This is a genomic window from Flavobacterium sp. GP15, from assembly GCF_014281985.1.
GTDB lineage: Bacteria > Bacteroidota > Bacteroidia > Flavobacteriales > Flavobacteriaceae > Flavobacterium > Flavobacterium pygoscelis.
The window spans coordinates 177,996-192,391 of sequence record NZ_JACFTC010000005.1 but is presented as its reverse complement, the minus strand read 5'-3'; the positions used below and the strand labels follow the sequence as shown (position 1 = coordinate 192,391).

The window sequence follows — 14,396 nt, the reverse complement described above, 5'->3', positions numbered from 1 at the left end:
GGATTGGTTATAAAATTTAATTTATGAGAGCATTAGTGATTTCAGGAGGCGGAAGTAAAGGTGCATTTGCAGGTGGAGTGGCGCAATATTTATTAGAAATAGAAAAAAATAAATATGATATTTTTATAGGAACGTCTACTGGAAGTTTACTAATTCCGCACTTAGCATTGGGAAATATTGATAAAATTCATCGGATTTATACCAATGTTGATATGAAGAAAATCTTTAATGTAAATCCATTTGTAATAAAAAGAAAAAAGGGCAAAGACATTGTTACCATCAATCATTTTAATGTCATTTGGCAATATCTTAAGGGGAAGCGAACCTTTGGTGAAAGCAAGAGGTTGTTGGGTTATATAAAGAAAAATTTCAGTGTTTCAGATTTTAACGAATTAAAGCTTTTGAAAACAGATGTTGTAATAACTGTTACTAATCTTTCTAAAAATGCTGCGGAATACAAATCAATTCAGGAATGTACTTATGAGGAGTTTTGTGAATGGGTTTGGATTTCTAGCAATTACATTCCTTTTATGAGTTTGGTTACTAAGAATAATGATGAATATGGAGATGGTGGTTTTTCAAGTTTAGTACCTATTCGAGAAGCTATTAATCGCGGTGCTACAGAAATTGATGTAGTAATTCTAGAAACTGAAATTAATTTAGAAAAAGCAATTGTTGGTAAAAATCCGTTTTCATTGATGATCGACTTATTTAGAATTGCTTTAGACCAAGTAGAAAAACATGATATAGCAATAGGAAAACTGATGGCAAACAATAATAATGTAAAACTTAATTTATATTATACTCCCATTAAACTAACCAACAATGCGCTTATTTTTAATAAAAAAGTTATGAAAGAGTGGTGGAATCAAGGGTATGAATACGCACAAAACAAGTCGCAATTAATGAGCGATAATAGATAATAATATTTACATCAATTAGGATTTAATATTTTATGTAAAGAGATAATTTTAATTAAATTAATCTATTATGTTTTCAATAAAAAAATATATTTCTTATGTTTTTATACTTTTAGTAAGCAGTTGTTCTACCAAGAAAAACGCTTTGCAAATTGCATTAGCATCTGAAAATCCAAAAATAAAAACTGTTATGAATAATCCAGAACCACATGAAATTCAGATTATTTATACCGAAATTTTGAGGGATAAAGAAGGTAAAGTTTCTTTTAAGGATTTTAGCTATAATTTAAATTCCAAAAATTATTTTTATCCGGCTAGTACTGTCAAATTTCCTATTGCCGTATTAGCTTTAGAAAAACTGAATACAATTCCAAATACTGATCTTAATACAACTTATACTATTGAAGGAAGTGCTGAAAAATTACAATTTTCTGAAGAGATAACGAAAGTTTTTGCAGTGAGTGATAATGTGGCAAGTACCAATCTGCTTGATTTTCTAGGTTTTGATTATGTAAATTTAAAATTGAAAGAAAAAGGATTATACCCATTTATTCTTAGCCATCGGCTTTCTGGTACAGATGCTACTAATCCTGAGTTTCCTGCAATAACACTATATAAATCGGATAATACATTAGTCAACATTCCTTCAAAACGGAATCAAATTCCTGAAGTGCTATCTCTAAATGGCATTCAGAAAGGAAACGCATATCGAGATTCTAAAAATAAACTAATAAACGAACCTTTTGATTTTTCTAAAAAAAACTATTACCCATTAGAAACTTTACATAATACGTTAAAAAGAATTGTTTTTCCAGAAGTATTTAAAAAAGAGGAACGCTTTATAATATCTGAAAAAGACAGGCAATTTATTCTTTATTCCATGCAAAATTTGCCAAAAAATGCAGGATTTGATCCTAATGAATTCTTTGATGGATATTGCAAATTTTTATGTTTGGTGATACAAAAGAAGATATTCCTTCCTCAATAAAAATTTATAATAAAGTAGGCAATGCCTATGGAACTATGATTGATTGTGCTTATATTACAGATCCAGAAAACAAGGTCGAATTCATGTTATCTGCCACAATTTTAGCCAATAAAAATGGTATTTATAATGATAATATTTATGAATATGATAGTATTAGTTTGCCTTTTTTAGCTGAGTTAGGCCGCCAATTGTATGCTATAAATAAACATTAATTTTTATAATTAAATGATTTTCTAATATTTACCAAAGTTGACTTACTTCATTTTTTAAGAATGATAGTGCTGTAGTACTTGGAGCATGTTTTTCCATTAGATCACCAATAACCATTTCTCTTAAAGTATCTGCATTTGTTACTTTTTCATTTTTTGTAGTCAACCGAATCATTTGTATTGTGGCATTTTTTGCTGTAATTACAATAGACCAACATTCTTCAGATACATAAATCTGTTGGGATAAATTATGCTCAAATTCTTGTTCAATTTGTGCTATAACAAAATTTTGATAATCTGTTTTATCTTCAGAAATTGGATTGATTCTGACCATTAATTGAGAAGGGTTTACGCGTTCCATAAGTAAAGTTAACCTTTCATAAGCTTGTAATCTTAGCGGTAAAATTGATGGTTGATTGTCTTTTTGTAGCAGCCATCGTTTGGTGTTTTGTTGTTCTTTAAAATATGAATTTAATAAAAAATAGGCTACAGCACCTGTTATTATTGATGGTAAAGAATAGGCGATTATTTCAATGATTTTTGTAGAATCCATGCTTTTATAATTTTAAGGAGCAAAAATATACTTTTTAGATTATAAATCAAGTTGATTTAATTAGCAATAAATGAATTCGAATAGTAATTTTACGTTTTGTATTAAAAAATAATAATATTTACTATCTAAATGGAAACTTACGTATTGGTTTTACTGTGTTTAGCCGCTTTTGCTGCTGGTTTTATAGATGCGATTGTTGGCGGAGGCGGACTCATACAAACTCCAATGGGATTAATTTTATTGCCTAATCTTCCTGTATCTACTGTAATTGGAACTTTAAAAATTCCGGCTTTTAGCGGAACTTCAGTTGCTGCTTATCAATATTTGAAAAAGGTCGATATGAATTGGAAATTACTGAGTATTATGATGATTTTAGCATTTCCATCAGCATTTTTAGGATCTACTTTATTAACGTATGTGAGCAATGATTTCATGAAACCATTACTATTAATTGTGCTGTCATTTTTGGTGATTTATACTTATGCAAAAAAGAACTTTGGTCAACATGTAGAAAAGCATCACACGCCTAGAACACAAATCTTTAATGCAGTCGCAATTAGTTTTATAGTTGGTTTGTATGATGGTTTTATTGGCCCAGGAACGGGTAGTTTTCTTGTAGTTGCTTTTATCGCCATCATGGGATTTGACTTTTTAAATGCTTCAGCAAATGCTAAAATGGTTAATTTATCGACCAATTTTGGTTCTATTTGTCTTTTTATCTTAAAAGGAAAAATTATTTGGTCTATTGCTTTACCCATGGCAGCAAGTAATGCAGTAGGAGGTTGGATTGGAGCAAAATTAGCTATAAACAAAGGCAACAGTTTTATCCGAATTTTCTTTTTAGTGGTTGTAATTGGTACTTTAATTCGTTTTGCCTACGATGTCTTTTTTAAATAATTAGTAAGAAATATTTCTTTTAAAGTAGTGAAATTTTGTAAGGAGTCATTGTTCCTTTTTGATACTTAAAACCTCAATCAAAATCGCTATTTTTGTATAACAAAATTAAAATTCCACATGCATAAATATATCGATCAACTTAACGAAGCACAACGTGAACCCGTTTTACAAAAAGACGGTCCTATGATAATTATTGCAGGAGCAGGTTCTGGAAAAACTCGAGTGTTGACAATTAGAATTGCTTATTTAATGCATCAAGGCATAGATGCTTTTAGTATTTTATCGCTAACATTTACCAATAAGGCGGCACGAGAAATGAAAAAGCGTATCTCTGATATTGTTGGTGCAAGCGAGGCTAAAAATTTGTGGATGGGTACATTTCACTCTGTTTTTGCCCGAATACTTCGTTCAGAAGCAGAACATTTAGGCTATCCTTCCAATTTTACTATCTATGATTCACAAGATTCTCTGCGTGCTATTTCTGGTATTATCAAAGAAATGCAGCTGGATAGAGATGTGTATAAACCCAAACAAGTTTTAAGCAGAATCTCTAATTTTAAAAATAGTTTGATTACTGTAAAGGCTTATTTTAACGATCCAGAATTGCAAGAAGCCGATGCGATGTCTAAAAAACCTCGCATGGGTGAAATTTATCAAAATTATGTAGACCGCTGTTTTAAATCGGGCGCTATGGATTTTGATGATTTATTATTGAAAACGAACGAATTGTTAACTCGATTTCCAGAAGTTTTAGCCAAATATCAAAACCGTTTCCGCTATATTTTAGTTGATGAGTACCAAGATACAAATCATTCTCAATACCTTATAGTTCGTGCTTTATCTGATAAATTTCAGAATATATGCGTGGTAGGAGATGATGCGCAAAGTATTTATGCTTTTCGTGGCGCCAATATTAATAACATATTGAATTTCCAAAAAGATTATGAAGGCGTACAAACCTATAGATTAGAACAAAATTATCGTTCTACAAAAAATATAGTAGAAGCAGCTAATACAATTATTGATAAAAATAAAGTCAAATTGGATAAAATTGTTTGGACAGCCAATGATTTTGGACCAAAAATAAAAGTTCATCGCAGTTTAACCGATAATGAAGAAGGACGTTTTGTAGCCAGCACCATTTGGGAACAAAAAATGCAAAATCAATTGCATAATGGTGCTTTTGCTATTTTATATCGTACCAATGCTCAATCGCGAGCTATGGAAGATGCCTTAAGGAAAAGAGATATTCCTTATCGAATTTACGGTGGACTTTCTTTTTATCAAAGAAAAGAAGTAAAAGATGTCTTGTGCTATTTAAGGCTAGTCATTAATCCGAAAGATGAGGAAGCTTTAATGCGTGTGATCAATTATCCAGCACGTGGAATTGGAAATACAACGATCGAAAAATTGACCATTGCCGCCAATCACTACAAACGATCTATGTTTGAAGTAATGCAAAATATCGAACGAATTGATTTAAAATTAAACTCAGGAACCAAGCAAAAATTATTGGATTTTGTAACTATGATTCAGAGTTTTCAGGCCATTAATGAAAATCAAGATGCTTTTTATCTAGCCGATCATGTAGCTAAGAAGACAGGTTTGGTTCAAGAATTAAAAAAGGATGCAACTCCTGAGGGAATGGCAAAAATTCAAAATATTGAAGAATTACTAAATGGAATTAAGGACTTTACAGAAGGTCAAATCGAAGTGGATGGTGCAAGAGGAGCCTTGTCAGAGTTTATGGAAGATGTGGCTTTAGCTACTGATTTAGATAAAGATACTAGCGATGAAGATCGTGTGGCATTAATGACTATTCACTTGGCTAAAGGTTTAGAATTTCCTCATGTTTTTGTTGTAGGTATGGAGGAAGATTTGTTTCCTAGTGCAATGAGTATGAGTACAAGAAGCGAATTAGAAGAAGAGCGTAGATTATTTTACGTGGCATTGACTCGTGCTGAACATCAAGCGTATTTAACCTATTCACAATCGCGTTACCGCTGGGGAAAACTAACGGATAGTGAACCGTCTCGTTTTATCGAAGAAATTGACAGTCAATATTTAGAATACATGACGCCTCCTGAAAATAATTATCGATACAAGCCCATGATTGATAGTGATATTTTTGGAGACGTAGATAAGTCTAAATTGCGTTTAGCAAAACCAATCGGAGGGACACCACCAAAGGCACCTACAAGTATTGAGCAAAAATCAGAAATAAATGTACGCAAGTTAAAGCCTGTTTCAAGTAATGCTGCAGCTGGAAGTGCTAATTTATTTGACAATAAATTGGTTGCAGGTAATATTGTTATGCACGAGCGATTTGGCAAAGGCCAAGTTGTGAATTTGGAAGGAGTAGGAGCAGATAAAAAAGCAGAAATTAAATTTGAAGTGGGAGGTATCAAAAAATTGTTGTTGCGTTTTGCAAAGTTAGATATTATTGGATAAAAATCAGTTTTGTTATAACCTCTCAAGCTTCTTAAATAGAATAATTTGAATGGTAAATAAAACATTAAAGAAAAAATAAAATGGCAGAATTTATAAAAATATACGAAAACAAACCCAATGAAGCGGCTATAGCTAAAGTAGTAAAGGTTTTAAAAGATGGTGGTTTAATTATTTATCCAACCGATACAGTATATGGTTTAGGGTGTGATATTACAAATACTAAAGCATTAGAGCGCATTGCTAAAATCAAAGGAATTAAACTAGAGAAGGCAAATTTCTCTTTTATTTGTCACGATCTTAGTAATTTATCTGATTATGTAAGGCAAATAGATACTGCTACTTTTAAGATATTAAAAAGAGCTTTGCCAGGACCTTACACGTTTATTTTACCAGGGAATAATAATTTACCTAAAGAATTTAAAAAGAAGACTACTGTTGGTATCAGGGTTCCAAATAATTCAATAGCGCTAGAGATCGTTAAGTTGTTAGGAAATCCGATTGTTTCTACATCAATACGTGATGAGGATGATGTAATAGAATACACCACTGATCCTGAGCTTATATTTGAAAAATGGCAGAATCTTGTAGATCTTGTCATTGATGGTGGTTATGGAGATAATGTAGGATCTACCATAATTGATCTGTCAGGTGATGAGCCAATTGTAGTGAGAGAAGGTAAAGGAGATTTAGACGTTTTATAAATAGCATTATTTGGCAAATAAACTATTAAAATCAACTAAGATTTAGTATGTTTACCAATAAATATTTACTTAGTAAGTTAAAAATAGTAGTATCTTATTCTTAATTGTATTTAATTGGTTGTTAAAGAAAAATTAAGGATAGGTAAAAGCAGGTCATTTGACCTGCTTTTTTTTTTCTCCCTGAGTATAGAGTCATATATTTTCTTAACCAAAAAGGATAAAATTCATAGATAAAAAAAAAACGCCTCAAATATGAGGCGTTTTTTTATCTATATCCGAAGATTATTTTTGTTGTTTTTTCATTTCTTTTTCAATCATATCGTAAAATTGATCGATTTTAGGTAATACAACAATACGAGTTCTTCTGTTACGTGCTCTGTTTTCTGCAGTATCATTAGATACTAAAGGAATGTAAGAACTTCTTCCAGCTGCGATTAATTGTTCTGGTTTAACACCTAATTGATTCGTTAATACACGAATAATAGAAGTAGAACGTTTTACACTTAAATCCCAGTTGTCTAATAAAATTCCTGATCCATTGTAAGGAACATTATCCGTGTGTCCTTCAACCATACATTCAAAATCAGGTTTGTCATTTACTACTTTTGCAACTTTAGCTAAAACAGCTTTTGCTTTATCTGTTACATCATAACTTCCTGTTTTAAACAGTAATTTGTCAGCAATTGAGATAAAAACAACTCCTTTTTCAACATTTATTTCGATATCTGGATCAGAAATACCTACTGAGCTTTTTAAACTTGTAACTAAGGCAAGAGTGACACTATCTTTTTTAGTTAATGCGTCTTGCATTCTACTAATTTTTAAATCTTTCTCTTTGATTGATTCTAAAGCTTTTTCAATATTTTCAGCACCTTTTGTAGTTAAGATAGTCATATCTTTAGAAGTACTAATTAAGGTTTGATTTTGTTCTTTCAATCCATCAACTCTAGCTGCAAGACCTGCTTTTTCTTCTAAGCAAGAATTTAATTTTACAGTAGCTGTATTAAGTAAGTCTTGAGTTTCTTTATTTCTAGCTTCTAAATCAGTATATTTCTTCTTGGAAACACACGAAGTTAAAAGAGCCATAACTGATAAGGCGATTACGATTTTTTTCATAAATTTAGTTTATAGTGTTAATTACAAAGTTACTTTTTTATATTCTATTTAATTCTAAATAAATCGTTAAATGAAATAACTTTCCTAATGTAGTAAGAGTAAACGATACTTTGCACTTTATAGTATTGCTGTTGTTGAAAATTATTTCTTTTTTTATAATAGACAGCAAAAAAACCATAAAAAGACCAATGCGCTTTTAGTATTGCCCATAAATGTTTTGGTTTTCCTTTGCATAAAAATTGCAAGCCTGCAACTCCGTCTAACAGCATACGTACTAATAAAATGGTATATAATTTCTCTTTTGGAAGGTTTTTTGTCAGCATTAGTAAGGAATTCCTAAAGTTCAAAAAAGTCTTCATCGGGTTTCCTTGTTGTAATGTAGCACCTCCAACGTGATAAACGACAGATTCTGAATTGTATTTTATTTTATACCCTTCATTTATAGCACGCCAGCATAAATCTATTTCTTCTTGATGTGCAAAAAACTGACCATCAAAACCATTTAATTTTTTGTAAACTTGACTTCTAATAAAAAAACAGGCTCCAGAAGCCCAGAAAATCTCACAATTGTCATCGTATTGTCCGTTGTCTTTTTCTAAAGTATCAAAAATTCTACCACGGCAAAAAGGATATCCATATTGATCAATAAAACCACCTGCTGCTCCTGCATATTCAAAATATTCTTTACTTTTATAATCAAGAATTTTAGGCTGAATTATAGCCGTATTCAATTCGGCTTCAAAAGTTTTAATAATGGGATCAAGCCAGTTTTTAGTTACTTCAATATCAGAGTTTACTAAAGCATAAACATCTGCATCAATACATTTTAATGCTTCATTATAACCACTGGCAAAGCCTAAGTTGCTTTCGTTTTTTACAATTTTAATCGAGGGATAAAAAGCTTTTACATAAGAATTAGAATCATCAGTAGAGGCATTGTCAACCACGTATATTGTTGCTTCAGGAGAATATTCAACTATGGATGGAAGAAATTTTTCCAGCAACAACATTCCATTCCAATTTAGTATAACAACTGCTATTTTCATTTCAAAATTTGATTATTGGATTTGATAAATTGGTAATTCAGTAAGAAACTGATATTTTTCATTTTCAAAATCCATTTGACAAAAGTAATGATTCAATCCGTTAGTCACCATCAAAAACTGAGCTTTCATTGTCATGTTATAGCGAGCAATTTGGTCAAAAGTAGCCTGAGCAATTTTAATTTCTGGCGCTTTACATTCAATTAAAATGAAAATAGAACCATCAGAATTAAAAACTACAACATCGTATCTTTTGCGTAAGCCATTGACCTTTAAAACCTTCTCGACATTGATGAGCGATTTTGGATATTTTTTCTCCTCCAATAAAAATTGGATTACATGCTGACGTACCCATTCTTCGGGAGTGAGTATGATAAATTTTTTCCTGATTTCATCAAAAATAGACACTTTATTTTCGCTATTTTTGAAACGAAATTTATAACTGGAAAAATTTAATTGCTGCATTAAGCAAAAGTATAAAATAAGATTTAAAGATTAAAGTTTAATCTTTGCCAAGGTTCAAAGCAGATGAAAATTGGAAATTGAAAGAAAAAAAAATGGATGAAGTACTAAAAATTGTAAATGATATAAAAAGTGGGAACATCAAGCCCATTTATTTCTTAATGGGAGAAGAGCCCTATTATATTGATAAATTATCTGATTATATCGAGGAAAAAGTACTTACTGAAGAAGAAAAAGGCTTTAATCAAACTGTTTTATACGGACGAGATGTGTCAATAGAAGATATTATTTCGACAGCTAAACGCTATCCAATGATGGCCGAGAGACAAGTGGTAATTGTCAAAGAAGCGCAGGATTTAATTAGAACTATTGACAAGCTAGAAGCTTATGCCGAAAATCCTATGGCATCAACGGTTTTAGTATTTTGCTATAAATATAAAACCTTAGATAAGAGAAAAAAATTAACTAAGGTTTTAGCCAAAACAGGTGTTGTTTTTGAAAGTAAAAAACTCTATGAAAATCAAGTAGGAGATTGGATCAAACGTGTTTTGTCAAGCAAAAAATACGCCATTGAGCCTAAAGCAACTGCAATGTTAGTAGAGTTCTTAGGAACAGATTTAAGTAAAATAAATAATGAACTTCAAAAACTACAAATTATTTTGCCAGTCGGAAGTACTATTTCTCCAAAGGATATAGAAGAGAACATTGGCTTTAGTAAGGATTTTAATGTTTTTGAATTACGCAAAGCTTTAGGAGAAAAAAACCAACTAAAAGCCTATACCATAGCTGAAAATTTTGCTCAAAATCCAAAAGATAATCCATTGGTAGTAACAACCAGTTTAGTTTTTGGCTTTTTTATTCAACTGCTAAAGTACCATGGATTAAAAGATCGAAACCCCAAGAATGTAGCGTCTGTAATTGGTGTTAATCCCTTTTTTTTAAAAGAATATGATGTGGCTTTAAAGAATTATCCAATGAAAAAAGTCAGCCAGATTGTAACTGCATTGAGAGATATCGACATAAAGAGTAAAGGAGTAGGTGCTAACGCATTGTCTCAATCTGATTTATTAAGAGAAATGCTTTATAAAATATTTAATTAAAGGGTAAAAATTACCGATATTTGCAAATCCGTTTCGAAGTATCGAAATTTGGATAAAATTAAAATACCACATTTATGGGAATGAATAAGAATACGATATTAGGTTGGGCAACCTTAATAATGATTTTAATGGGATTACTATTAATTGGTTTAGGAGCTTTTCGCTACAGGGAAGTTTCTGGATGGGGATTTGTGGCCGTAGGAGTTGGCTTTTTAGCTAATGCTTGGGTTTTTAGTTCTCTTAAAGGAAGACTGTAGTACAGATTTGTTTCCTTGTCTAAATTGAGGTAACTTTAAAAATAAACAAAAAAAACTTTAAATAAGAATTATGGCAGACGATAAAAAAGTGATATTCTCAATGTCAAAATTGAGTAAAACCTATCAAGGTGCAGATAAACCTGTACTAAAAAACATCTACTTGAGTTTCTTTTATGGAGCTAAGATTGGTATTTTAGGTTTAAATGGTTCTGGAAAATCTTCTTTACTAAAAATTATTGCTGGTGTTGACAAAAATTATCAAGGTGATGTTGTTTTTGCACCAGGATATACAGTAGGATATTTAGAGCAAGAGCCAATTTTAGATGATACTAAAACGGTTATAGAGATTGTACGTGAAGGAGTTGCTGAAACTATGGCAGTTCTGGATGAGTTCAACAAAATAAATGACAGTTTTGGTTTGCCAGAAGTGTATGAAGATGCTGATAAAATGGAGCAGTTGATGGATCGTCAGGCACTTTTGCAAGATAAAATTGATGCATTAGGAGCTTGGGAAATCGATACTAAATTAGAAATTGCCATGGATGCTTTACGTACTCCAGAAGGTGATACTCCAATTAAAAATTTATCAGGTGGTGAGCGCCGTCGTGTCGCTTTATGTCGTTTGTTATTGCAACAACCTGATGTATTGCTTTTAGATGAACCTACGAATCACTTGGATGCAGAAAGTGTACTTTGGTTAGAGCAACACTTAGCACAATATGCGGGAACTGTAATCGCTGTAACGCACGATAGATACTTCTTGGATAATGTTGCTGGTTGGATTTTAGAGTTAGACAGAGGAGAAGGAATTCCGTGGAAAGGGAATTATAGCTCTTGGTTAGACCAAAAATCGAGCAGAATGGCGCTTGAAGAAAAAGTAGCTTCAAAACGTAGAAAAAATTTGGAACGTGAGTTGGATTGGGTACGTCAGGGAGCAAAAGGACGTCAAACCAAACAAAAAGCGCGTTTACAGAACTACGATAAATTACTAAACGAAGATCAAAAACAATTGGATGAAAATTTAGAAATTTACATTCCAAATGGTCCACGTTTAGGTACCAATGTTATTGAAGCTAAAAATGTAGCTAAAGGTTTTGGTGAAAAATTATTATATGATAATTTGAATTTTACTTTACCACAGGCTGGAATTGTTGGAATTATTGGACCAAATGGTGCTGGTAAATCGACTATTTTCAAAATGATTATGGGTGAAGAAAAACCAGATTCTGGTGAATTTTTGATTGGTGATACAGTGAAAATTGCTTATGTAGATCAAGCGCACTCTAACATTAATCCTGACAAATCAATTTGGGAGAACTTTGCAGATGGTCAGGAATTGATAATGATGGGAGGCAAGCAAGTGAATTCTAGAGCATATTTATCTCGTTTTAATTTTGGTGGTGGAGAACAAAACAAGAAAGTCTCTATGTTATCTGGTGGAGAACGCAACCGTTTGCATCTTGCCATGACTTTAAAAGAAGAAGGAAACGTATTGTTACTAGATGAGCCTACGAATGACTTGGATATTAATACGCTTCGTGCACTAGAAGAAGGTTTAGAGAGTTTTGCTGGTTGTGCAGTAGTTATTTCTCACGACAGATGGTTCTTAGATAGAATATGTACTCATATTTTAGCTTTTGAAGGAAACTCTGAAGTGTATTGTTTTGAAGGTGGTTTCTCTGAATATGAAGAGAATAAGAAAAAACGTCTTGGTGGTGATTTAACTCCAAAACGATTGAAATATAGAAAATTGATTAGAAGCTAAAATTCAATCATTTTCGAACAGCAAAGAGGATGTCTTAATAGACATCCTCTTTTTTTATGCTTTATTTTTTTTTGTCAGAATTCATCATAATTAAAACTGCCGCAACCAGTCCTACTATAACCAAACCAAATACGACAATCATTATAAATGTTCCGTTATCCCAAGTAAAAAGTGAAGTGTCTTTCATGTGTAAGTGAATTTAAAGATTGGTCAAATATATACTACTTAAAATATAAAAGTAATGATATTTATCATAAATTCATTTATTACAAAAATTTTGACTTTAACGATGGAGTTGGAATCATACAAGCCTCTTTTTTTCCATACCATTTATAACGATTTTTTGCAACATAATCGTATAAAGAATCAGTAAGTGATGTGGGTAAAAAAGAAAATATTGGGATTATAGAAAATAGTCCACCCAATTCTTTTGCAATTTCAAAAACAGCTTGTGATTTATGGTAATAGGCATATCCTGGTTGGTATAATATAATGCTACTTAACTTTTCACTACTAATTCCGAGATAATTACTTATTTCTTTTCCCGTATCAGATTGCAGTGATACAAATCTAAATACATCCTTCTTATCGTGCTTAATAATAAACTGTACCGCTGAGTCACAAAGATTGCAAACGCCATCAAAGAGAATGATTTTTTTATTTTGAGGAAGGTTTTGCATTTGATTTATAATTTAAATTTTGCACCGCTTGTGTAACATCAGCACCGCCCCATTCTACAAGAGTAAAACCCTTGCGCTGCGTTTTTACAAGTTTTTGTTCTGGAATCTCAGTCTTATTTTCTACAGCATAAAATTCCATAAAAACCCTAATAGAAGTTTCTGGTTTTGGATTTACAGCATTGGTTGAAAAAACATCATAATCTGAATTGCTGTAAAAATGAACAAAATTAGTTTCATTTTTTTCTAAAATAGGCAACCAATACTGGACAAAATCGTTTGTTTCGTAAGTATTCAAACCTAAAATTTCCAATTTTTCTATTAAAAAATTTGTCAAATCTTTTTTTGAAACTGTAAATCCAGTTTTATACTTATAATGTTCCTCAGAAAAAGTTTGTTTACCATCCCAAAAGAGAGAAGAATAAAAACGATTTGTTTTTTTATCGAAAATTTTTCCATCTGGATAAGCCGTTAATTGCCAATTTGATTCATATTTTGGAAAAGTAGTTGATAAAATACCATTAAAATTAAATGAAAAGGTAATATCTGTTTTTGCAGTTGGATATAGATAAACAACTGGTTTCTTAATCATTATTTCAGAATTAGTATTGACTTTCTTTAAAACTACATTCTGAATTGTTTGATTGTTAACAATAATTTGTTGAGATTCATAACCTCTAAGAGTAAAATTTAAAACGTCTTCGTTTGATGCTCTAATTAAGTAATTTCCATTACTATCTGAATGGTAAGCTTCCTTTTTGGTAAGATTTGAAATCACTACAGTTGCCAAGGGATTGGCATCTTTATCAGAAATCAAACCAGAAATTATAATTTTATAATTATTTTTTTCAAATTTAATTACGCTATTTTTTTTAATTAATTGTTCAAGTTTCTTATTATCAGAATATTTAAGAGTTATTTCTACAATTCCATTTTCACCTTTTTGTCCATATTTTTCAATCTCGGATTGTTTTTTAAGCACTACAATACCTTCTATGTCTTCAGGTTTAATAGATGAAATCACAGCGTAATCCTCTATGGTAATTCCATTTACAATATATAGAGGATTTTTTTCTTTTTCTTGCAATTTAGAAAATAGAATCTTTGCATTATTTGTAACTTCCTCTAATTTGTTATTTTGTGCATTTGTAATACCAATACAGAGTAATAATAGAATATTTATAATTTTCATAAATAATTTGGTTTAAAATCTCAAAGCTAAATTAATATAAAATACGTAATAAAAATCTTATTTTA

General features: G+C 31.1%; 16 protein-coding genes. 9 read left to right on the top strand and 7 right to left on the bottom strand.

The features are described 5' to 3' along the window. Positions 1-23: 23 nt before the first annotated feature. The 3 genes from H2650_RS11950 to H2650_RS15930 all read left to right on the top strand — a co-directional run bounded on the left by H2650_RS11950 (position 24) and on the right by H2650_RS15930 (position 2,120). On the top strand, positions 24-923 hold the full coding sequence (locus tag H2650_RS11950; protein WP_188051043.1) for a patatin family protein: 900 nt from the start codon (positions 24-26) through the stop codon (positions 921-923). A 67-nt stretch (positions 924-990) separates the two neighbouring features. Next, the gene (locus H2650_RS11945; protein ID WP_255462895.1) at positions 991-1,908 is read left to right on the top strand and encodes a class A beta-lactamase-related serine hydrolase; all 918 of its coding nucleotides are present in this window, start codon (positions 991-993) and stop codon (positions 1,906-1,908) included. Next, on the top strand, positions 1,869-2,120 hold the full coding sequence (locus H2650_RS15930; protein ID WP_255462894.1) for a hypothetical protein: 252 nt from the start codon (positions 1,869-1,871) through the stop codon (positions 2,118-2,120). The genes H2650_RS11945 and H2650_RS15930 overlap by 40 nt, the downstream gene beginning before the upstream one ends. A gap of 28 nt (positions 2,121-2,148) precedes the next feature. Here the strand turns inward: H2650_RS15930 and H2650_RS11940 are convergent, their stop codons facing one another. Then, positions 2,149-2,670, bottom strand: a complete 522-nt coding sequence (locus H2650_RS11940) for a hypothetical protein (protein ID WP_188051042.1) — start codon at positions 2,668-2,670, stop codon at positions 2,149-2,151. A gap of 129 nt (positions 2,671-2,799) precedes the next feature. Between H2650_RS11940 and H2650_RS11935 the strand changes: the two genes are divergently transcribed. The 3 genes from H2650_RS11935 (at position 2,800) to H2650_RS11925 (ending at position 6,719) form a co-directional block, all read left to right on the top strand. Further along, entirely contained in the window at positions 2,800-3,567 is a 768-nt protein-coding gene (locus H2650_RS11935; protein ID WP_188051041.1) for a TSUP family transporter, read from the top strand. A gap of 117 nt (positions 3,568-3,684) precedes the next feature. After that, complete coding sequence (locus H2650_RS11930) at positions 3,685-6,018, top strand: ATP-dependent helicase (protein WP_188051040.1); 2,334 nt, start codon at positions 3,685-3,687, stop codon at positions 6,016-6,018. 80 nt (positions 6,019-6,098) lie between these two features. Beyond that, positions 6,099-6,719, top strand: coding sequence for an L-threonylcarbamoyladenylate synthase (locus H2650_RS11925; RefSeq protein ID WP_188051039.1), 621 nt, complete (start codon positions 6,099-6,101; stop codon positions 6,717-6,719). Between the two features lie 282 nt (positions 6,720-7,001). On the opposite strand, the gene H2650_RS11920 is transcribed toward H2650_RS11925, so the two are convergent. The 3 genes from H2650_RS11920 to H2650_RS11910 are packed head-to-tail and all read right to left on the bottom strand — an operon-like array spanning position 7,002 to position 9,343. Then, positions 7,002-7,835 carry an OmpA family protein gene (locus tag H2650_RS11920; RefSeq protein WP_188051038.1) on the bottom strand — a complete coding sequence of 278 codons (834 nt, stop codon included), beginning with the start codon at positions 7,833-7,835 and terminating at the stop codon, positions 7,002-7,004. A gap of 44 nt (positions 7,836-7,879) precedes the next feature. After that, positions 7,880-8,881: a glycosyltransferase family 2 protein gene (locus H2650_RS11915; RefSeq protein ID WP_188051037.1), complete on the bottom strand. Its 1,002-nt coding sequence runs from the start codon at positions 8,879-8,881 to the stop codon at positions 7,880-7,882. 12 nt (positions 8,882-8,893) lie between these two features. Continuing rightward, on the bottom strand, positions 8,894-9,343 hold the full coding sequence (locus H2650_RS11910; RefSeq protein WP_188051036.1) for a type I restriction enzyme HsdR N-terminal domain-containing protein: 450 nt from the start codon (positions 9,341-9,343) through the stop codon (positions 8,894-8,896). A gap of 92 nt (positions 9,344-9,435) precedes the next feature. Between H2650_RS11910 and holA the strand changes: the two genes are divergently transcribed. From holA to ettA, 3 genes are all read left to right on the top strand, one after another. After that, positions 9,436-10,440 carry a DNA polymerase III subunit delta gene (gene holA / locus H2650_RS11905; protein ID WP_188051035.1) on the top strand — a complete coding sequence of 335 codons (1,005 nt, stop codon included), beginning with the start codon at positions 9,436-9,438 and terminating at the stop codon, positions 10,438-10,440. Between the two features lie 74 nt (positions 10,441-10,514). Then, a complete protein-coding gene (locus H2650_RS11900; protein ID WP_188051034.1) occupies positions 10,515-10,697 on the top strand; it encodes a CAL67264 family membrane protein in 183 nt (60 codons plus the stop codon). A gap of 70 nt (positions 10,698-10,767) precedes the next feature. Continuing rightward, positions 10,768-12,462 carry an energy-dependent translational throttle protein EttA gene (ettA, locus tag H2650_RS11895; protein WP_188051033.1) on the top strand — a complete coding sequence of 565 codons (1,695 nt, stop codon included), beginning with the start codon at positions 10,768-10,770 and terminating at the stop codon, positions 12,460-12,462. Positions 12,463-12,523: 61 nt separating this feature from the next. Here the strand turns inward: ettA and H2650_RS15925 are convergent, their stop codons facing one another. From H2650_RS15925 to H2650_RS11885, 3 genes are all read right to left on the bottom strand, one after another. Then, positions 12,524-12,649, bottom strand: coding sequence for a hypothetical protein (locus tag H2650_RS15925; RefSeq protein WP_255462892.1), 126 nt, complete (start codon positions 12,647-12,649; stop codon positions 12,524-12,526). A gap of 79 nt (positions 12,650-12,728) precedes the next feature. Then, positions 12,729-13,142 (bottom strand): thiol-disulfide oxidoreductase DCC family protein, encoded by a 414-nt coding sequence (locus H2650_RS11890; protein WP_188051032.1) that lies wholly within the window; start codon positions 13,140-13,142, stop codon positions 12,729-12,731. Then, positions 13,120-14,331 (bottom strand): carboxypeptidase-like regulatory domain-containing protein, encoded by a 1,212-nt coding sequence (locus H2650_RS11885; protein ID WP_188051031.1) that lies wholly within the window; start codon positions 14,329-14,331, stop codon positions 13,120-13,122. Before H2650_RS11885 ends, H2650_RS11890 begins: the two co-directional genes overlap by 23 nt. Positions 14,332-14,396 lie beyond the last annotated feature (65 nt).

Bases quoted from the DNA above. Each gene is read 5' to 3' on its own strand.
- H2650_RS11935 (WP_188051041.1), top strand. From the start codon at position 2,800: ATGGAAACTTACGTATTGGTTTTACTGTGTTTAGCCGCTTTTGCTGCT.
- H2650_RS11940 (WP_188051042.1), bottom strand. From the start codon at position 2,670: ATGGATTCTACAAAAATCATTGAAATAATCGCCTATTCTTTACCATCA.
- H2650_RS15930 (WP_255462894.1), top strand. From the start codon at position 1,869: ATGTTTGGTGATACAAAAGAAGATATTCCTTCCTCAATAAAAATTTAT.
- H2650_RS11945 (WP_255462895.1), top strand. From the start codon at position 991: ATGTTTTCAATAAAAAAATATATTTCTTATGTTTTTATACTTTTAGTA.
- H2650_RS11920 (WP_188051038.1), bottom strand. From the start codon at position 7,835: ATGAAAAAAATCGTAATCGCCTTATCAGTTATGGCTCTTTTAACTTCG.
- ettA (WP_188051033.1), top strand. From the start codon at position 10,768: ATGGCAGACGATAAAAAAGTGATATTCTCAATGTCAAAATTGAGTAAA.
- H2650_RS11890 (WP_188051032.1), bottom strand. From the start codon at position 13,142: ATGCAAAACCTTCCTCAAAATAAAAAAATCATTCTCTTTGATGGCGTT.
- H2650_RS11950 (WP_188051043.1), top strand. From the start codon at position 24: ATGAGAGCATTAGTGATTTCAGGAGGCGGAAGTAAAGGTGCATTTGCA.
- H2650_RS11930 (WP_188051040.1), top strand. From the start codon at position 3,685: ATGCATAAATATATCGATCAACTTAACGAAGCACAACGTGAACCCGTT.
- holA (WP_188051035.1), top strand. From the start codon at position 9,436: ATGGATGAAGTACTAAAAATTGTAAATGATATAAAAAGTGGGAACATC.
- H2650_RS11915 (WP_188051037.1), bottom strand. From the start codon at position 8,881: ATGAAAATAGCAGTTGTTATACTAAATTGGAATGGAATGTTGTTGCTG.
- H2650_RS11910 (WP_188051036.1), bottom strand. From the start codon at position 9,343: ATGCAGCAATTAAATTTTTCCAGTTATAAATTTCGTTTCAAAAATAGC.
- H2650_RS11900 (WP_188051034.1), top strand. From the start codon at position 10,515: ATGGGAATGAATAAGAATACGATATTAGGTTGGGCAACCTTAATAATG.
- H2650_RS11925 (WP_188051039.1), top strand. From the start codon at position 6,099: ATGGCAGAATTTATAAAAATATACGAAAACAAACCCAATGAAGCGGCT.
- H2650_RS11885 (WP_188051031.1), bottom strand. From the start codon at position 14,331: ATGAAAATTATAAATATTCTATTATTACTCTGTATTGGTATTACAAAT.
- H2650_RS15925 (WP_255462892.1), bottom strand. From the start codon at position 12,649: ATGAAAGACACTTCACTTTTTACTTGGGATAACGGAACATTTATAATG.